This window comes from Mumia sp. ZJ430, assembly GCF_011751845.1.
In the GTDB taxonomy this organism is placed as follows: Bacteria; Actinomycetota; Actinomycetes; order Propionibacteriales; family Nocardioidaceae; genus Mumia.
Genome location: NZ_JAAHFK010000002.1, coordinates 1103659 through 1119462, shown reverse-complemented (window position 1 = coordinate 1119462; position 15804 = coordinate 1103659). Strand labels below are relative to the sequence as shown.

Sequence of the window (15804 nt, the reverse complement as noted above, 5' to 3'; positions counted from 1 at the left end):
GCTGTGCGTACGCTGCTGCCGCTCCTGCGCATCGCCGCCCTCATCGCGTGGGCAGTGGCGTTCGTCGCGACGTGGCGTGCGCTGAGCTCCACCGGGATGCCCGACCCCGAGGGGATGAGTGCGGACGCGCTCTGGTGGTACACGAACCAGGACGACATCCGTCAGGTCGGCCTCGTCATCCTCGGCGCCGCGCTCGTGACGATGTTCGTTCCGGCGATGCTGGTGACGCTCGGGGGAGCGTTCATGGTGGCCGCGTACGCATGGATCGTCGGTGAGTCGAGCCCCGGTCTCGAGCAGGCGGGTGCGTGGTGGATCTTCGCGGCGGCGCTGGTCGTGATCGCGCTCGTACGCCGGGTCGTACGGCCGCGTCGCCGTCCCGCCGCCGTGGCGTCCTAGACGCCTTCGGCGCTGTGCTTGACGAGCTACACGCCTCCGGCGTAGGCCTGCTGGCGCCACGCCTCGTACACGACGATCGCCGTCGAGTTGGCGAGGTTGAGCGAGCGACGTGCCGGCTGCATCGGGATCCGCAGCCGATCGGTCACGCGCCGGTCGGCGAGGACGTGCTCGGGCAGCCCCGTCGGCTCCGGCCCGAAGAGGAACACGTCGCCGGGCTCGTACGCGATGTCCGCGTACGAGGTCGTGGCGGCGGTCGTGAACGCGAACACGCGGACCGGGTCGAGCGCCTTGAACGCGGCCTCGAGGTCGGCGTGGACCGAGACGTCCGCCAGGTCGTGGTAGTCCAGTCCGGCCCGCTTGAGCTTGGCGTCGGACAGGTCGAACCCCAGCGGCTCCACAAGATGCAGCTGGGCGCCGGTCGCGGCCGCCAAGCGGATCGCATTGCCCGTGTTGGGCGGGATCCGCGGCTCGTAGTAGAGGATTCGGAACATCGTCCGAGGCTATCGCGGCTGCCCTGCGGCACCGATCGGGCGGATACTCAAAGCGTGACCACCTCCATGGACTTCGTCCGCGCGGACCCGCGCGGCCCGTTCGCAGGCGCGGTCACCTCGATGGTCGGATACCGCCAGAGCGGGATCACGCAGCGCCTGCACCGCGGGCTGCCCTCTCCGTACCTCACGCTCGTCATCGCCCTCGACACCCCGGTGGTCGTGGGAGAGCGGGAGGGCGACGAGGCGCCGGTCGCCGCGTACGACATGCTCGGTCCGCTCTCGACGCGGCCGGCGTTCATCGACCAGCCAGACACCCAGGAGGGTGTGCAGCTCGCCGTGCACCCGTTCGCGGCGCGTTGGCTGTTCGGTGCGCCCGCGAGTCGCCTCCCCGGCCTTGCGCTCGACCTCGGCGACGTCCTCGGACCGTCGGCACCGGCGCTGCGCCGGCGGGTCGGGGACGTGGACGACTGGTCGAACCGGTTCGGAATGGTCCGTGACTTCCTGGCCGTACGTGCCCGTACGGCCAGCGGCGCGGCGGCGTCCCGGCCGCGGCCCGAGGTGGTCGAGGGGTGGCGCTGGATCGTGGCCCACGGAGGCAACGGACGGGTCGACGACCTCGCCGCGCACGTCGCGCTGAGCCCGCGGCGGTTGCGGGCGGTCTTCGTGGAGGAACTCGGCTTCGGTCCGAAAGTGCTCGGACGGCTGGTGCGCTTCGACCGCGCGGTCGCCATGGTGCGGGACCAGGTCGCCCAGCCGGGGGAGGAGACGCTCAGCGACGTCGCGGCGCGTGCGGGATACGCCGACCATGCGCACCTCGTCCACGAGTTCCAGGCGATGGCGGGGACGTCGCCGACGGGCTGGCTGGCCGAAGAGCGCCGAAACATCCAAGCCGGAGGGCACGGTGCCGCGACAGGGTGAGGCCATGAGCACTGAACAGCAGACCACGGACCAGACCACCGAGACCACGACGCCGGCACCGACCGTGTGGCCCGCCCTCGCGGCCCGCGATGCGCTCGGCATGATCGACTTCCTGGAGCGGGCGTTCGGCTTCCGCCGGGTGGTCGTGATCGCCGACGGCGACCGCGTCCAGCACGCCGAGCTGGCCTGGTCCGAGGGCGGCGGGATCATGATGGGCTCGGAGAAGACCGAGGGCCACTGGCAGCAGAAGGCCGGCACCTTCGGTGCGTACGTCGTGTGCTCCGACCCGGACGCGCTCTACGAGCGGGCGAAGGCGGCCGGCGCCACGATCGTCATGGAGCTGACAACGACCGACTACGGAAGCCGGGACTTCATCGCGGCCGATCCCGAGGGCAACTCCTGGTCGTTCGGGACCTACCGCGGCGAGCCGCACTGACGATCTGGCAGATGTCAACGCGGTCTATCGGTGCCACGAGATGACTCTGAGGGACCGCGTTCCGGGGATCATCTGTCCTGCCAGGAGCCCCGTCGACCCTGTGGCTGCCCGCCGCGAGCGCCAGTCGGACCGCTGCCTCGTCGACGCGGCTGTTCTGGGAGAGCTACGAGACCGTCGACGGATGGTTCCGGGGCCGAGCGACGCTTCAGCGCCATCCGCTACTGGGGCACGCCGGAGAGGGGCGGCCACTTCGCGGCGTTCGAGCAGCCGGACATCTTCGTAGGGGAGCTTCGGGCATCCTTCGTGGCGATGCGCGAGGGTAGGTAGGAACGACGGGTGCCGGTGACAGGACTCGAACCTGCACGTCTCTCGACACAGGAACCTAAATCCTGCGTGTCTACCAGTTCCACCACACCGGCCCGTCGGACATTCTAGGGCTCAGGCGATGTCGAGCTGACGGATGAGCCGCTCGACGTGACCCGTCGCCTTGATGTTGTACTGCGCGACCTCGATCTTGCCCTCCTCGTCGACGACGAACGTCGAGCGGATGACACCCTCGATGACCTTGCCGTAGAGCTTCTTGTCGCCGTAGGCGCCCCAGGCGCGGAGCACCTCTTTGTCGGGATCGGAGAGCAGCGTGATCTCCAGCCCCTCCTTCTCACGGAACTTCGCGAGCTTCTCGGTGTTGTCGGGCGAGATGCCCAGGACCGTGTAGCCCGACGAGTCGAAGGTCTCGCGCTCGGCGGTGAAGTCGCACGCCTCGCGTGTGCACCCCGGAGTCATGGCCGCGGGATAGAAGTAGACGATGACCTTGCCGCCCCGGAAATCGGAAAGCGTGACCTCTTTGCCGTGGTCGTCCACAAGCGTGAAATCCGGGGCCTGATCACCTGGCTGCAGTCGCGTGGTCATGGCCCTATCCTTGCCTATCGGTAACGTGGACTCGACAGGTGACCGCAGCCCCTCGGGTCGGGCGGCGCCGCGACCGCGAAGACGCAGCGAGGAGACGACGTGGCGAACGACACCAGGCCAGAGGCCCCGACGACGATCACCGGGACGCCTGACCAGCTCGTCTCCCAGATCGACGAGGTCAGGAACCGGCTCGCGTCCAACGTCGACCAGCTCGTCGACCTCGCCAACCCCAAGAACGTGGCCCGTCGCCGCATTGCCGACGTCAAGGCGCGCTTCGTGACGCCGTCGGGTGAGCCTCGCCTCGAGAACATCCTGCCCGTCGCCGGCGCCGTCGTCGGTGTCCTCGGGCTCATCATCGTGATCCGCAAGATCGTGAGCAACTGAATGGCCGACGGGCTCCCCATCCGGATGCTCCACGACCGGCTCTTGGTGTCGATCGACCCCGAGTCCGGCGACCGGCGCTCGTCCGGCGGCATCGTCATCCCGGCGACTGCCGCGCTCGGCCGGCGTCTGGCGTGGGCGAGGGTCGAGGCGGTCGGCAGCAACGTCCGTACGGTCCAGGTCGGCGACAGCGTCCTGTTCGACCCGGACGACCGGGCCGAGGTCGAGGTGCGCGGCAAGGACTTCATCCTTCTCCGCGAGCGCGATCTGCACGCGGTGGCAGCAAAGCGGATCGACGACGACCAGACCGGTCTCTACCTGTAGGGCACGGACCAGTACGGGGGGAGGGCCGATGGCGCGCGAGCAGGGTTTCCTCGCCCGCATCGGCGACGGCGGGGACGTCCGCAGCGGTGCACGGATGCCAGTGGCGCTGCGTGCACGTCTGCAATGGGTACGCACGCAGCTGACGGCGATCGTCCAGGTGTCGGTGGGTGCCGCGCTGGCGTGGGTGATCGCGCACGACATCATCGGCCACCAGCAACCGTTCTTCGCGCCGGTCGCGGCGATCCTCGTCGTCTATGCGGGGGTGGGTGGTCGTCGGCAGATCATGCTCGAGCTGTTCGTCGGCGTCTCGGTCGGCGTGCTCGTCGGCGAGACGCTGATCACGCTGATCGGCAGAGGCTGGTGGCAGATCGGCGTGATCGTCGCCCTCGCCTCGGTCTCGGCCACGTTCCTCGGGCTGCGCGGGTTGGCGCGCACCCAGGCGGCGACGTCGGCGAGCCTGCTGGCCGCGATCTTGCCGGTAACGGCGGGCAACCCGGCGGTCATCCGCTTCATCGACGCCGTGGTCGGCGGCCTCGTCGGACTCGCGATGGCGCTGCTCATCCCGGGCAACCCCGCGCGCCGCGCCAACCGCGAGATGCAGGCGGTGCTCCGTACGCTCGACCAGGCGCTGCGCGGCATCGAGCTTGCGCTACGCCTCGAGGACGCTGGGCCCGCGTGGACGGCGCTGCAGCAGGTCCGCGGGCTCCAGCCGGCGATCGAGCGCCTCGCGACGACGGTCTCCGGGGCGGACGAGATCGCCCGTTACTCACCGCTGCGCTGGCGCCAGCGCAGCCATGTCGAGCGCTACGTCGTCGCGATCCGTGACGTCGACAACGCGGTCCGCGACGCCCGTGTGCTCGCACGCCGCGTCCATACGATGCTGCGCAAGGGAGAGCGGTCGTTCCCCGGGATGCCGGAGGCGGTGAGTCTCCTCCAGGAAGCGGTCGGCATCTTCGCCGACGACATCGCGGCGGCCGACGCGTACGACGAGGCACGCAGCAAACTCGTCGAGGCGGCGCGGATGGCCACGGTGGCGCTTCCGGCTGCCGCCACGATCAACGACGCCGCTGTGGTCGCTCAGGTGCGTGCGCTCGCGTCGGACTTGCTCTATGCAACGGGCATGACGCAGGCGCAGGTCGACCGGGCGCTCGAGGTGCGCGAGTCGTAGGGAGGGCCTAGTTGGTGGGCGACGGAAGGCCGAGCTTGCGGTTCTGGTGGCGCAACGCCTCGGCAGAAGCGCGCAGACCCTCGAGATCGGTGTCGTCGAGCGGGAGGACGGCCGGCCCCGCGGCGCCGTTCGTGCCGACCACGCAGGGGGCGGACAGGCAGACGTCGCTGATGCCGTACTGGCCAGTGAACAGCGTGGACACCGGCAGGAACCGGTGCTCGTCGCGCAGCACCGCCGACATGATGTCGGCCATCGCCAGACCGATCGCATAGTTGGTTGCGCCCTTCCCCTCGATCACGGTGTACGCCGAGTTGGCGACGGCGTCGCGGATCTCGCCGTACTCCGAGACCGGGATCGCGCGGCCCTCCACGTCGTACGAGGCCAGAGGCACGCCACCGACGTTCGCCGACGACCAGAGGACGATCTCGGTGTCTCCGTGCTCGCCGGCGACCAGCGCGTGCACGCTGCGCGTCGAGACGTGCAGCCGGCGTGAGAGCAGGTAGCGCAGGCGTGCCGTGTCGAGGACCGTCCCCGAGCCGAAGACGCGTCCGGCTGGGAGGTCGAGGAAGCCGACCGCCGCGTACGCCAGGACGTCGCACGGGTTCGTCACGATGATGTAGATCGCGTCCGGCGCGTGCTGGCGTACGGCGCCGAGCACGCTGCGGGTGATGCCGATGTTGACCTCCGCGAGGTCGAGGCGGGTCTGGCCCGGCTTCTGCCGCGCGCCGGCGGTCATGACGACGACGTCGGCGCCCGCGCATGCCGCCGGGTCGTCGCTGCCGACGATCGTCGCCGGCGGGGCGAACGCCGCCCCGTCGTTGAGGTCACCGGCCTGTGCCTGGACGAGCGCGGTCGCGATGTCGTACAGGACGATCTCGTCGGCGAGCCCCCGCAGAAGCGCGGCGTACGCGACGGTGCTCCCGACCGAGCCCGCGCCGCAGACCGCGATCTTGGTGCCTCGCCCCGGCTCCGCCATGCTCACGAGTCTGTCATCGGCCCTGCCGCTCTGCAGAGCGCAACGGGCCTCGCGGTACTACCGTCGTCGCATGGCGATGGTGGTGACGTTCGGCGGTCCGTTGGAGTACGCCAACCAGGTGTGGGACGACGTGGAGCCCGACGCGGACGGCTTCGTGCTGATCCTCGGCGGCGCTGGTGCGGGACCCGAGGCGTGGTACCTCGTGGATCCGGAGTCCGAGGCGATCCCCACCGAGCAGGGCGATGCGCTGCCGGCCGAGTACGCGGGCCAGACCAAACCGGGCACCTAGCGCGTCGGCCGCAGGTGTCAGTCGATCATCGACAGGCCGACGCACCCGAGGTAGCCGAGCACGAGCGTGGCCGCCGCCCGCTCTCCGTGCTTCGGCCAGCGCGTGTGCGGCCATCGGAAGTGGCCCACCGCGTACAGGACGAAGAAGCCACCGAACATCGCCCGTCGGCCTGCCGCGAACCAGTCGCTCGCGGCGAACGCAGGCACGCACGCGACGAGCGAGGCGATCGCCACGACGGCGAAGAGCACGCCGAGCCAGGTCCGCCGGGGCACGGCGGGGCGGCGTGTCGTCTCGGGGGTCACAGCCCCCGATCCTACGGACCGCTCGGGTCAGACAGGAACCTGCTCGGACTCGTACGCGGACACGCCGCCGGCCCGCAGGGCCTCGATCGCTTCCAACGCGGCGTGCACGTCGGTGACGGGGACGTCGCGCATCTGGTTGGGGCTGAGCTCCCACCACCGCGAGGCCAGCAGGCGGGCGACGGTGGCGTCGTCGAAGCGCTGACGGATCGGCCGGGCGGGGACACCGCCGACAATCGTGTACGGAGCGACGTCCTTCGTGACGACCGCGCCGGCCGCGATGATGGCGCCGTCGCCGATCGTGACGTCGCGCAGGATCGTCACGTTGACCCCGATCCAGACGTCGTTGCCGATCGTGAACGAGCCTCCGCGCCAGGACGTGTCGGCGCCCGCGATCGTCGACGCCGACGGGAACTCCTCGGCGGTGGGGTGCCAGCCGAACCGCCGCGGGTTGTACTGGAACGGCGACGTGCTGAGCCACTCGATGGGGTGCTCGGGGTGGCCGATCGCCACGTCGGGGCCGATCGAGCAGTAGCGTCCGATGGAGCCGGACGTCTTGATGAGGCCGGACGTGAGATAGGTGTAGGCCCCGACAGTCACCGGGCTGGTGACACGGATGCGGCCGGCGATCTGGACAGGTGGCTCGCACGTCAGGTTGCCGACCGAGACAGCGGGCAGCCGCTGGAGGCCGTCGATGCCGACGACCTCGGGGGCTGGCGGCTCGGTGCCCGGCGCTGGCTCCGGCTCTGGTGCTGGCTCCGGGTCCGGTGCTGGCAGGGCAGGCGGCGGGGCGGCGGCAGCGGGCACAGGTGCGTCGGGTCGGCGACGGAACGGCGAGCGCAAGGGGACTCCCTGGGGGCGGGTGACGTCGGTCGTCATAGCCTAGGGACCTCCCTGGGCCGGTCGATGCCCGGACTCGGTCCGCGGTCGGATCTGGTCGACTTCTGCTCATCGCGGTGACTATCATCATGGTAGTCATGGCGATCGCGAGAGGAGAGACGATGCGGCGTACCGATCTGAGCGACGCTGAGTGCCCCGTCGCACGCAGCGTCGACGAGCTCGGAGACTGGTGGAGCCTGCTCATCTTGCGCGACGCCCTCGACGGGATGCGTCGGTTCGACGAGTTCGCCGACGACCTGGCGATCTCGCCGGCCATGCTCACGCGGCGTCTCCGCACGCTCGTCGAGCGCGGGCTGATGGAGCGACGTCGCTACAGCGAGCGGCCCGAGCGCTTCGAGTACGTCCTGACCGACCGCGGCCATGCCTCGCAGAGCGTGGTGCTGGCGCTGCTGGCCTGGGGCAACCACGACCTCGATGCCGCCGACCGCGCGGTGGTGCTCGTCGACCGCGACTCGGAGCGCGAGATCGAGCCCGTCCTCGTCGACGCCGCCACCGGCACGCCGCTGTCGCAGCTGCGACTGGAGGCGACGGCAGGTCCTGCCGCAGGACCCGAGACCCAACGGCGCTTCGCCTCCCGTACCGACCGACGATCCCGGCGCGACCGGGAGCGAGGAGAGCCGAGATGACCGCACCGCCCACCGACCGTACTGGTGCCGAGGCCGCGACACGTGAGCGTACGCACACCTGGGACGACCCGATGGCGACCGTGCACGCGGCGGCCGGACGCAGCGGGCTCGAGCTCATGCGCGCTGTCCGCGACGGGCTCGTGCCGCCGGCACCGATCGCGCGGCTCGTCGGGTTCGCGCTGACCTCGGTCGAGGAAGGCGAGGTCGAGTTCACGCTGGAGCCGGCGGAGTTCCAGTACAACCCGATCGGCTCCGTCCACGGCGGAGTGTTCGCGACGTTGCTCGACTCCGCTGCCGGGTGCGCGGTGCACACGACGCTCCCGGAGGGCGTCGGCTACACCAGCCAGGACCTCAACGTGAAGTTCCTCCGCCGCCTCACCGTCGAGACCGGTCCGGTGCGTGCCGTCGGCCGCGTCCGCCACCGTGGCCGTACGACCGCGTTGGCCGAGGCCGAGCTGCTCGACGCCGACGGTCGCCTCCTTGCGCACGCGACGAGTAGCTGTCTGATCCTCGCGGCGGGTTGATCTTGCTCGGAATCGGGTACCCGTCCTGTGACCGGTACTCGATGACGAACGAAGGGAATCCCCATGAAGGGAAAGCTGGCTCTGCTCGGAGGCCTCGCCGTGGGCTACGTACTCGGTACGCGCGACGGCCGTGAGCGCTTCGAGCAGATCAAGGGCAAGGCCCAGAGCATGTGGAACGACCCCACTGTGCAGCAGAAGGTGAGCGATGCTCAGGACTTCGCGAAGGAGAAGGCTCCTGAGGTGCAGGACAAGGTCACACAGACGGCCAAGGACACCGTCGGCAAGGTGACCCACCGGAAGGAGGGCAGCGGCGACCACAACGCCGCGCCGTCGAACACGGGGCCGACCGGATGACCGAAGCCCGACCCGAGCGCGCGCCTCACCCGGACGACCCGGCCAAGCCGGGGTCGCCGACCGAGATCACGAAGCCTTCGTGGACCTACGTGGTGCGCAAGGCGGTCCGCGAGTTCTCGGAGGACGAGTGCCTCGACATCGCGGCCGCCTTGACGTACTACTCGGTGCTCGCGCTCTTCCCGATGATGATCGCGCTGCTGTCGCTCGTCGGGCTGTTCGGCCAGGGCCGCGAGACCGTTGACACCCTGCTGGGCGTCCTCCGCGACGTCGGCGCGGACTCGGCGGCGAACACCCTCGAGCCCACGCTCGTCCAGCTGAGCAGCGGCAGCGGAGCGGGGCTGGCGTTCGTGCTGGGCCTCGCGGTCGCGCTGTGGTCGGCGTCGGGCTATGTGGGCGCCTTCGGGCGGGCCATGAACCGCGTGTACGAGGTCGATGAAGGCAGGCCGATCTGGAAGCTTCGACCGGTCATGCTGCTCGTCACGCTGATCACGGTGGTCCTGTGTGCGCTGGTCGCCCTGGCGCTCGTCCTGACCGGGCCTGCCGCCCAGGCCGTCGGCGACGCGATCGGCATGGGCGACACGGCGGTGACGGTGTGGAACATCGCGAAGTGGCCGGTGATGCTGCTGGCCGTCATGGTGCTTGTTGCGATCCTTTACTACGCGACCCCGAACGTGAAGCAGCCGAAGTTCCGGTGGCTCAGCGTCGGTGCCGTCGTCGCGATCGTGGTGTGGATCATCGCGTCGGTCGCCTTCGGTTTCTACGTCGCGAACTTCTCGAGCTACAACCGCACGTACGGGTCGTTGGCCGGGGTGGTCGTGTTCCTCCTGTGGTTGTGGATCACCAACCTCGCGCTCCTGTTCGGAGCTGAGCTCGACGCGGAGCTGGAGCGGGGACGTCAGCTGCAGGGCGGGATCGCGGCGGAGGAGAGGATCCAGCTGCCGCCGCGAGACACCACGAAGAGCGACAAGGCGGCCGCCAAGCACGAGGACGACGTCGCGCGCGGGCGTCGACTGCGGGAGAGTCGAGGGCATACGACTGACTAGGCTCCTCGTATGCCCTCGGAGCCTCTCGTCGTCGCGGCGACCGCCGCCGAAGCCGCCCACGTCCCGCCGGGCCTCTCGGTGCTCGTCACCGGGATCGGCAAGGTCCAGGCGACGCTGGTCACCGCGCTCGCGCTCGCCGAGCGTCGCCCGTCGGTCGTCCTCAACGTCGGGACCGCCGGTGCGCTCGGTGGCGCGACGGGGTTGCGGCTGCCGTCGCGGGTGCTGAACCACGACTTCAGTGCGGCGGAGCTGCGGCTCCTCGGCTATGACGCGGTCGACGAGATCGAGATCGCAGGCGGCGACGGCACCGTGCTGGCCAGCGGGGACACCTTTGTCAACGACCCGGCCGTCCGCGACCTGCTGGCTCAGCGTGCTGCGCTGGTCGACATGGAGGGGTTCGCCGTGGCCGCGGTGGCCCGCCACTTCGACGTGCCGGTCCGCCTCGTGAAGCACGTGAGCGACCAGGCGGACGAGTCGGCCATGGACTGGCCGCAGGTCGTCGACGCGAGCGCCCGGGTGCTGGGGGAGTGGCTGAGCCAGAACGCCTGACGCGGCTCACTCACGTGGGACGGACGACCTGCGCGAGTCCGGTCGGTGGGAACCACGCGGGCACCGCTCGGCGCAGCATCGTCGGGCCGTCGACGCGGACGGAACCGGACCGTAGCGCACGGTCCCACGTCGTGTCGCCGCGCCAGACCTGGGTGAGCGCCCGCAGGCCGGTCGTGACCGTCACCGAGACGGGCCTCTCCGGGTCGATGTCGCACACGTCGGTGTCGTTGGGCTCGATGACGATCCACCATCGCCGCGACGCCCCGCGGACGTCGTCGAACACGAAGTGCACGACCTCGGGTGGGTCCGCGACGGCATCGAGGTCCACCTTGCGGTGCATGTCCCACATCAGAAGCTTGGGGTCGAGGTCCTCGTCGCCGAGCGTGCCGATCCACCGCACGCCCCAGGTGCCGACCGACTCGACGACCTGGCGTAGCTCCTCGCCGGCCGGTGTCAGGACGTAGCGGACGTCGTTGCCTTCGACCTGCTTCTCGACGATGCCCGCGACGACGAGCTGGTGCAGGCGCTTGGACAGCAGCGACGGGGACATGCGGGGAAGGCCGCGCCGCAGGTCGTTGAAGCGCTGGCTCCCCGTGACGAGTTCGCGGACGAGCAGCATCGTCCAGCGCTCGTCCAGCAGCTCCATCGCCTTCGCGACGGGGCAGAACTGGTGGTATGGGGCCCCCATCCGTGCAGCGTACGACCGGTACAGATCTCGTACTAGGCCCGTTGTCTGCTCGTCCGTAGCGTCGACCTCACGCACACCGAAGGGGGAATCTTGTCATGACGAGCGAGACGACAGCGGCGTCGGCCACCACGGACGATGCCGCGATCAAGGCGAAGCACCGCGCGATGTGGGCGTGGGGGGACTATCCGGCGGTCGCGACGGAGGTGATCGCTAGCCTGGGCCCGGTGCTCGTGGACGCCTGCGGCATCGAGGCGGGGCAGACCGTGCTCGACGTGGGTGCGGGCTCCGGCAACGCCGCACTCCCCGCCGCGCGCACCGGCGCGACGGTGACGGCGAGCGACCTGACGCCCGAGCTCCTCGACGTCGGGCGCGCGGAGGCCGACGACGAAGGCCTCACGCTGACCTGGCGCGAGGACGACGTCGAGCACCTGGGGGTGGAGGACGCGTCGTACGACGTGGTGATGTCGTGCGTCGGGGCGATGTTCGCGCCGCACCACCAGGAGACGGCCGACGAGATCGTCCGTGCCACCAAGCCCGGCGGCACGATCGGGCTCGTGAGCTGGACGCCGCAGGGCTTCATCGGGCAGATGTTCGCGACGATGAAGCCGTACGCTCCGCCGCCTCCGCCCGGAGCGCAGCCCCCGCCGCTTTGGGGAGACGCTGACCACGTCCGCGCGCTCTTCGGCGATCGGGTCACCGACGTCGAGGCCACGACGCAGACGCTCGCCGTGGACCGCTTCTTCGACGGCGCGGAGTTCCGGGACTTTTTCAAGGCGACGTACGGACCGACGATCGCGGTCTACAAGGCCATCGCCGACGACCCGGAGAAGGTGGCGGCGCTCGACGGCGAGCTCGCCGCGCTCGCGGAGACGTTCGGTGTCCGCAACGGCGCGATGCCGTGGGACTACCTGCTGTTCACCGCCCGTCGCGCCTGAGGGGGTGGGCCGGCCGCGTCGGGGTCACACCCCGGCGAGGTCGGCCCACAGTGCGGCGTGGTCGGAGGCTTCCTCGACCCGCGAGGTGAGGGTCGGGAAGATCTCCCACGGATCCTTCGTACGGGGACCGCGCCAGACACCCTTGCGGAAGACGCCGCCAGCAGTCATCCGCGCGAAGAGCGGGTCGGAGAGGAGGATGTAGTCGATCTTGTCGTCCTCGTTGCCCGACCCGTACGTCCCGCGACGGTGGTTCCAGTCGAACGCGGGATGCGCGCTGACGTCGGTGAGCCCGTCCATCTCCAGCAGCGGCGCCAGCGAGGTGCTGTCCGGGTCGTCGTTGAGGTCTCCGGTGACCGCGAGGTGGTCGACGCCCTCGCTGCGCAGCGACCGGACGATCCGCGCGACGCGGGACGCCTGGCGCTCTCGACGCTTCGCGCCCGTGGGGTCACCGGGCGAGGAGTAGCCCTTGGACTTGAAGTGGTTGGCGAGGAGCACGAGGCGCGTCCCGAGCGGGGTCTCGACGTGGTACTCGCAGCAGTCGCGCGAGAACACCGTCCCTTGCGGGTCGGTGTCGAAGATGTGGGTGCGCATCTGCACCAGTCGGTAGTCGCCGGACGCCATGAGCCCGACGTCGATGCCGCGCAGGTCGTTGCCCTCGAGCACCATGACCTGCTCGTACGGGGTGCCGCCGACGGCGGGCAGCAGTGACTCGGAGAACATCTGGAGACCAGGCCGGTCGTCGGCCTCGACCACGGTCACCACATCGGCGTCGAGTGCTTCGAAGACCCGCGCGGTGTTCTCGGTGGCGAGGGCGTTCACGGCGATCGTCTTGAGCTCGAGCCAGCCGACCCAGTCGGCACGTCCCTTCGCGACCAGGGTGACCTCACCCGTACGGGGTCGCCGGACGAGCTGGCCGCGCAGCTTGCGCAGCCGGACGTACGGGCCCTCGTCGGAGCGCAGCACCCCAACCGTGTCGAGCAGAGCGAGGATGTCGTCCTCGGCTCCGGCATAGCTGTGCCGCTCGAACAGGTCGGACAGGCGCGCGTGAGCGGCCAGCACCTTCTTGCGGGTGGCGGCGTCGCCCTCGGAGTCGGCCATCGCCTTCGGCCGCGCGAACAGGTTCTCGACGTTGAACGATGCGATGCGCATGGTGATCCCCCCGTCCGTCAGTCTGCGCCGGGCACGGGTCACGGCACGGGGACTTGTCGGAGGTCAGATCACGCCGAGCGCGAGCATCGCGTCGGCGACGCGCACGAACCCGGCGATGTTGGCGCCGGCGACGTAGTTGCCCGGCGTCCCGAACTCGTCCGCCGTCTCGGCGCACCGGTCGTGGATGCCGCGCATGATCTCGGCCAGGCGCTCCTCGGTGTGCTCGAAAGTCCACGAGTCGCGCGAGGCGTTCTGCTGCATCTCGAGGGCGCTCGTCGCCACGCCGCCGGCGTTGGCGGCCTTGCCCGGCGCGAAGCGCACCCCGGCGTCCTCGAAGACCGCGATCGCCTCCGGGGTGGCAGGCATGTTGGCGCCCTCGGCGACGATGGTGCAGCCGTTCTTGACGAGGGTGACCGCGTCGGCGCCGTTGAGCTCGTTCTGCGTCGCCGACGGCAGGGCGATGTCGCACGCGACGTCCCAGATCGACCCTGCGTCGGTGGAGCGGACACCGTTGCCGCGCAGGTCCGCGTACTCGGAGATCCTGCCGCGGCGCACCTCCTTGACCTCCTTGAGGAGCGCCACGTCGATGCCGCCCTCGTCGACGACGTAGCCGCTGGAGTCCGAGCAGGCCACGACGGTGCCGCCGAGCTCGTGGACCTTCTCGATGGCGTACGTCGCCACGTTGCCGGAGCCGGAGACCACGACGCGCTTGCCGTCGAAGGAGTCGCCCGCGGCCTTGAGCATCTCGGAGACGAAGAAGACGGTGCCGTACCCGGTGGCCTCCTTGCGAACCTGCGAGCCGCCCCACGTGAGGCCCTTGCCGGTGAGGACACCAGACTCGTAGCGCGAAGTGATGCGCTTGTACTGGCCGAACAGGTAGCCGATCTCGCGACCACCGACGCCGATGTCGCCGGCGGGAACGTCGGTGTACTCGCCGATGTAGCGCGTCAGCTCGGTCATGAAGGACTGGCAGAACCGCATGACCTCGGCGTCGGAGTGACCCTTGGGGTCGAAGTCCGAGCCGCCCTTGGCGCCGCCGATGGGCAGGCCGGTCAGCGAGTTCTTGAAGATCTGCTCGAAGCCGAGGAACTTCACGATGCCGAGGTAGACGCTCGGGTGGAAGCGCAGGCCGCCCTTGAACGGACCGAGCGCGGAGTTGAACTGCACACGGAAGCCGCGGTTGATCTGCACGCGGCCGGCATCGTCGACCCACGGCACCCGGAAGATGATCTGGCGCTCGGGCTCGCAGATGCGGCGGATGATCGCGGCATCGACGTACTCGGGGCGCTTGGACACCACGGGGCCCAGGCTCACCAGGACCTCGCGGACCGCCTGGTGGAACTCTGCCTCGCCCGGGTTGCGACGAAGGACCTCGTCGTACACACCCTGAAGCTTCTCGTCGACGCTCGACACGTGGTGCCACCTCCTGTTGGTATACCCCGAACGAGGCTAGCCGGTGGCTCAATATGGGATACGCAGGGTGGCTCGGATCGGGTTGTGGTCAGAGGCGAACGGCGTCCGATAGAGCCTGCCCTTCAGTCGCACGATCACCCGGAACCCGGCGACCCCGATCCCGGGCGAGACATACACGTGGTCCACGTGGTGGTGGGTACGCCACGGCCGGCGCCGCAGCTGGTTGGCGCTGTTGTAGCTGGCGTTCTTGCGGGCCCGGGCGACGGCGAAGGCGTCCCGGGCCGCGGCGCCCTGGCGCATCGCCCTGCGGGGGCCGTCGAAGGTGTACTTGCGCGATCCGGAGGAGTTGTAGTCGCCGGCCCACACGATCGGCCAGGAGGCGCCGTGGGCGCGCCGTACGGCGAGGGTGTCGGCGATCAGGTTCTGAGTCTGGCGGTAGCGCTTGCGGTCCTTGGCGGCGCCGGGCCCGTTGATGAGGTGTGCGGACGCGACGAGGAACTGCGCGCCGGTCGCCTTCTCGGTCAGCAGCTGGTAGCAGGCGTAGTCGGCGCTCTTGGCGTACGAACGGTCCAGGCGGATGCGCCCCGAGATCTCGCGGGAACCCCTGAACCGCGTGCGGTCGTACAGGATGCGCGCCCTGGCGTCCCGTACCGGCGTGCCCTTGATCTTCGCGCACCTCGCGTTGGAGGCGTAGCGGTGCTTCACCTTGCGGTAGAGCGACGGGAAGATCGTGTTGCCATTGGCCTCCTGGAGGGCGATCACGTCGAAGCCGTTGCGGAGGATCTGCGAGGCGACGCGGTTGCGCCGCTTGCCGGTCCACGGGAGGACGTGGTCGTCCTTATGGACGTTGTACGAGCCCAGGCGCACGGTCGTACGGCCCGTCGCGGTCGGCTCGGCCGACGCAGGCACGACCGGGACAGCGGCGAGGGCGGCGGAGGCGCTCGCGACGGCAACGAGGGAAGCGCAGGTCCGGAGGAGGGACATGACTCCATGCGATACCGATCTCCGCACATGCGCAAACGCACCTCGGGAAGTC

The 15804-nt window shown here is 70.0% G+C and carries 22 protein-coding genes and 1 tRNA gene; 13 read left to right on the top strand and 10 right to left on the bottom strand.

The window, feature by feature from the left end; genetic code table 11:
- Positions 1-3: 3 nt before the first annotated feature.
- Positions 4-396 carry a hypothetical protein gene (locus HCT63_RS11930; RefSeq protein WP_167004600.1) on the top strand — a complete coding sequence of 131 codons (393 nt, stop codon included), beginning with the start codon at positions 4-6 and terminating at the stop codon, positions 394-396.
- A 26-nt stretch (positions 397-422) separates the two neighbouring features.
- Here HCT63_RS11930 and HCT63_RS11925 read toward each other — a convergent pair whose 3' ends face one another.
- Entirely contained in the window at positions 423-887 is a 465-nt protein-coding gene (locus HCT63_RS11925; protein WP_167004598.1) for a tRNA (cytidine(34)-2'-O)-methyltransferase, read from the bottom strand.
- 54 nt (positions 888-941) lie between these two features.
- On the opposite strand from HCT63_RS11925, the gene HCT63_RS11920 reads away from it, so the two are divergent.
- Positions 942-1805 carry a helix-turn-helix domain-containing protein gene (locus HCT63_RS11920; protein WP_167004595.1) on the top strand — a complete coding sequence of 288 codons (864 nt, stop codon included), beginning with the start codon at positions 942-944 and terminating at the stop codon, positions 1803-1805.
- A gap of 4 nt (positions 1806-1809) precedes the next feature.
- Positions 1810-2241, top strand: coding sequence for a VOC family protein (locus tag HCT63_RS11915; protein ID WP_167004592.1), 432 nt, complete (start codon positions 1810-1812; stop codon positions 2239-2241).
- Between the two features lie 337 nt (positions 2242-2578).
- On the opposite strand, the gene HCT63_RS11910 is transcribed toward HCT63_RS11915, so the two are convergent.
- Both HCT63_RS11910 and bcp read right to left on the bottom strand, forming a co-directional pair.
- A tRNA-Leu gene (locus HCT63_RS11910) sits at positions 2579-2660 on the bottom strand.
- A gap of 19 nt (positions 2661-2679) precedes the next feature.
- Complete coding sequence (gene bcp / locus HCT63_RS11905) at positions 2680-3150, bottom strand: thioredoxin-dependent thiol peroxidase (RefSeq protein ID WP_167004589.1); 471 nt, start codon at positions 3148-3150, stop codon at positions 2680-2682.
- 99 nt (positions 3151-3249) lie between these two features.
- On the opposite strand from bcp, the gene HCT63_RS11900 reads away from it, so the two are divergent.
- Genes HCT63_RS11900 through HCT63_RS11890 form a run of 3 tightly spaced genes read left to right on the top strand, consistent with a single transcriptional unit; the run spans position 3250 to position 5023 of the window.
- Positions 3250-3534, top strand: coding sequence for a DUF3618 domain-containing protein (locus HCT63_RS11900; protein WP_167004585.1), 285 nt, complete (start codon positions 3250-3252; stop codon positions 3532-3534).
- On the top strand, positions 3535-3855 hold the full coding sequence (locus tag HCT63_RS11895) for a co-chaperone GroES (RefSeq protein WP_167004582.1): 321 nt from the start codon (positions 3535-3537) through the stop codon (positions 3853-3855).
- A 28-nt stretch (positions 3856-3883) separates the two neighbouring features.
- Positions 3884-5023 carry an FUSC family protein gene (locus tag HCT63_RS11890; RefSeq protein ID WP_167004579.1) on the top strand — a complete coding sequence of 380 codons (1140 nt, stop codon included), beginning with the start codon at positions 3884-3886 and terminating at the stop codon, positions 5021-5023.
- 7 nt (positions 5024-5030) lie between these two features.
- On the opposite strand, the gene HCT63_RS11885 is transcribed toward HCT63_RS11890, so the two are convergent.
- Positions 5031-5999, bottom strand: coding sequence for an L-lactate dehydrogenase (locus HCT63_RS11885; protein WP_167004576.1), 969 nt, complete (start codon positions 5997-5999; stop codon positions 5031-5033).
- Positions 6000-6069: 70 nt separating this feature from the next.
- Here HCT63_RS11885 and HCT63_RS11880 point away from each other — a divergent pair, with 70 nt between their 5' ends.
- Positions 6070-6288: a hypothetical protein gene (locus HCT63_RS11880; protein ID WP_167004572.1), complete on the top strand. Its 219-nt coding sequence runs from the start codon at positions 6070-6072 to the stop codon at positions 6286-6288.
- A gap of 17 nt (positions 6289-6305) precedes the next feature.
- On the opposite strand, the gene HCT63_RS11875 is transcribed toward HCT63_RS11880, so the two are convergent.
- Both HCT63_RS11875 and HCT63_RS20715 read right to left on the bottom strand, forming a co-directional pair.
- Positions 6306-6590, bottom strand: coding sequence for a hypothetical protein (locus tag HCT63_RS11875; protein WP_167004569.1), 285 nt, complete (start codon positions 6588-6590; stop codon positions 6306-6308).
- 27 nt (positions 6591-6617) lie between these two features.
- Complete coding sequence (locus HCT63_RS20715; protein WP_208322393.1) at positions 6618-7466, bottom strand: CatB-related O-acetyltransferase; 849 nt, start codon at positions 7464-7466, stop codon at positions 6618-6620.
- A gap of 98 nt (positions 7467-7564) precedes the next feature.
- Here HCT63_RS20715 and HCT63_RS11865 point away from each other — a divergent pair, with 98 nt between their 5' ends.
- The 5 genes from HCT63_RS11865 to HCT63_RS11845 all read left to right on the top strand — a co-directional run bounded on the left by HCT63_RS11865 (position 7565) and on the right by HCT63_RS11845 (position 10583).
- A complete protein-coding gene (locus HCT63_RS11865) occupies positions 7565-8113 on the top strand; it encodes a helix-turn-helix domain-containing protein (RefSeq protein WP_167004566.1) in 549 nt (182 codons plus the stop codon).
- Positions 8110-8637 carry a PaaI family thioesterase gene (locus HCT63_RS11860; protein ID WP_167004563.1) on the top strand — a complete coding sequence of 176 codons (528 nt, stop codon included), beginning with the start codon at positions 8110-8112 and terminating at the stop codon, positions 8635-8637. The genes HCT63_RS11865 and HCT63_RS11860 overlap by 4 nt, the downstream gene beginning before the upstream one ends.
- A gap of 63 nt (positions 8638-8700) precedes the next feature.
- Positions 8701-8991: a YtxH domain-containing protein gene (locus tag HCT63_RS11855; RefSeq protein ID WP_167004560.1), complete on the top strand. Its 291-nt coding sequence runs from the start codon at positions 8701-8703 to the stop codon at positions 8989-8991.
- Positions 8988-10034 carry a YihY/virulence factor BrkB family protein gene (locus HCT63_RS11850; protein ID WP_167004557.1) on the top strand — a complete coding sequence of 349 codons (1047 nt, stop codon included), beginning with the start codon at positions 8988-8990 and terminating at the stop codon, positions 10032-10034. The genes HCT63_RS11855 and HCT63_RS11850 overlap by 4 nt, the downstream gene beginning before the upstream one ends.
- A gap of 9 nt (positions 10035-10043) precedes the next feature.
- A complete protein-coding gene (locus HCT63_RS11845; RefSeq protein WP_167004554.1) occupies positions 10044-10583 on the top strand; it encodes a nucleosidase in 540 nt (179 codons plus the stop codon).
- A gap of 10 nt (positions 10584-10593) precedes the next feature.
- Here HCT63_RS11845 and HCT63_RS11840 read toward each other — a convergent pair whose 3' ends face one another.
- Positions 10594-11271: a helix-turn-helix domain-containing protein gene (locus HCT63_RS11840; protein WP_167004551.1), complete on the bottom strand. Its 678-nt coding sequence runs from the start codon at positions 11269-11271 to the stop codon at positions 10594-10596.
- Positions 11272-11366: 95 nt separating this feature from the next.
- Here HCT63_RS11840 and HCT63_RS11835 point away from each other — a divergent pair, with 95 nt between their 5' ends.
- Positions 11367-12206 (top strand): class I SAM-dependent methyltransferase, encoded by an 840-nt coding sequence (locus HCT63_RS11835; RefSeq protein WP_167004548.1) that lies wholly within the window; start codon positions 11367-11369, stop codon positions 12204-12206.
- 24 nt (positions 12207-12230) lie between these two features.
- Here HCT63_RS11835 and HCT63_RS11830 read toward each other — a convergent pair whose 3' ends face one another.
- The 3 genes from HCT63_RS11830 to HCT63_RS11820 form a co-directional block, all read right to left on the bottom strand.
- Positions 12231-13355, bottom strand: a complete 1125-nt coding sequence (locus HCT63_RS11830; RefSeq protein ID WP_167004545.1) for an endonuclease/exonuclease/phosphatase family protein — start codon at positions 13353-13355, stop codon at positions 12231-12233.
- A 63-nt stretch (positions 13356-13418) separates the two neighbouring features.
- Entirely contained in the window at positions 13419-14768 is a 1350-nt protein-coding gene (gdhA, locus tag HCT63_RS11825; protein ID WP_167004542.1) for an NADP-specific glutamate dehydrogenase, read from the bottom strand.
- Between the two features lie 48 nt (positions 14769-14816).
- A complete protein-coding gene (locus HCT63_RS11820) occupies positions 14817-15752 on the bottom strand; it encodes an endonuclease/exonuclease/phosphatase family protein (RefSeq protein WP_167004539.1) in 936 nt (311 codons plus the stop codon).
- Positions 15753-15804: the final 52 nt, after the last annotated feature.

Excerpts from the sequence above, each read along its gene's own strand:
- HCT63_RS11925 (WP_167004598.1), bottom strand. The coding sequence starts at position 887 with ATGTTCCGAATCCTCTACTACGAGCCGCGGATCCCGCCCAACACGGGC.
- HCT63_RS11915 (WP_167004592.1), top strand. The coding sequence starts at position 1,810 with ATGAGCACTGAACAGCAGACCACGGACCAGACCACCGAGACCACGACG.
- bcp (WP_167004589.1), bottom strand. The coding sequence starts at position 3,150 with ATGACCACGCGACTGCAGCCAGGTGATCAGGCCCCGGATTTCACGCTT.
- HCT63_RS11895 (WP_167004582.1), top strand. The coding sequence starts at position 3,535 with ATGGCCGACGGGCTCCCCATCCGGATGCTCCACGACCGGCTCTTGGTG.
- HCT63_RS11890 (WP_167004579.1), top strand. The coding sequence starts at position 3,884 with ATGGCGCGCGAGCAGGGTTTCCTCGCCCGCATCGGCGACGGCGGGGAC.
- HCT63_RS11885 (WP_167004576.1), bottom strand. The coding sequence starts at position 5,999 with ATGGCGGAGCCGGGGCGAGGCACCAAGATCGCGGTCTGCGGCGCGGGC.
- HCT63_RS11880 (WP_167004572.1), top strand. The coding sequence starts at position 6,070 with ATGGCGATGGTGGTGACGTTCGGCGGTCCGTTGGAGTACGCCAACCAG.
- HCT63_RS20715 (WP_208322393.1), bottom strand. The coding sequence starts at position 7,466 with ATGACGACCGACGTCACCCGCCCCCAGGGAGTCCCCTTGCGCTCGCCG.
- HCT63_RS11865 (WP_167004566.1), top strand. The coding sequence starts at position 7,565 with ATGGCGATCGCGAGAGGAGAGACGATGCGGCGTACCGATCTGAGCGAC.
- HCT63_RS11860 (WP_167004563.1), top strand. The coding sequence starts at position 8,110 with ATGACCGCACCGCCCACCGACCGTACTGGTGCCGAGGCCGCGACACGT.
- HCT63_RS11855 (WP_167004560.1), top strand. The coding sequence starts at position 8,701 with ATGAAGGGAAAGCTGGCTCTGCTCGGAGGCCTCGCCGTGGGCTACGTA.
- HCT63_RS11850 (WP_167004557.1), top strand. The coding sequence starts at position 8,988 with ATGACCGAAGCCCGACCCGAGCGCGCGCCTCACCCGGACGACCCGGCC.
- HCT63_RS11845 (WP_167004554.1), top strand. The coding sequence starts at position 10,044 with ATGCCCTCGGAGCCTCTCGTCGTCGCGGCGACCGCCGCCGAAGCCGCC.
- HCT63_RS11840 (WP_167004551.1), bottom strand. The coding sequence starts at position 11,271 with ATGGGGGCCCCATACCACCAGTTCTGCCCCGTCGCGAAGGCGATGGAG.
- HCT63_RS11835 (WP_167004548.1), top strand. The coding sequence starts at position 11,367 with ATGACGAGCGAGACGACAGCGGCGTCGGCCACCACGGACGATGCCGCG.
- HCT63_RS11830 (WP_167004545.1), bottom strand. The coding sequence starts at position 13,355 with ATGCGCATCGCATCGTTCAACGTCGAGAACCTGTTCGCGCGGCCGAAG.
- HCT63_RS11820 (WP_167004539.1), bottom strand. The coding sequence starts at position 15,752 with ATGTCCCTCCTCCGGACCTGCGCTTCCCTCGTTGCCGTCGCGAGCGCC.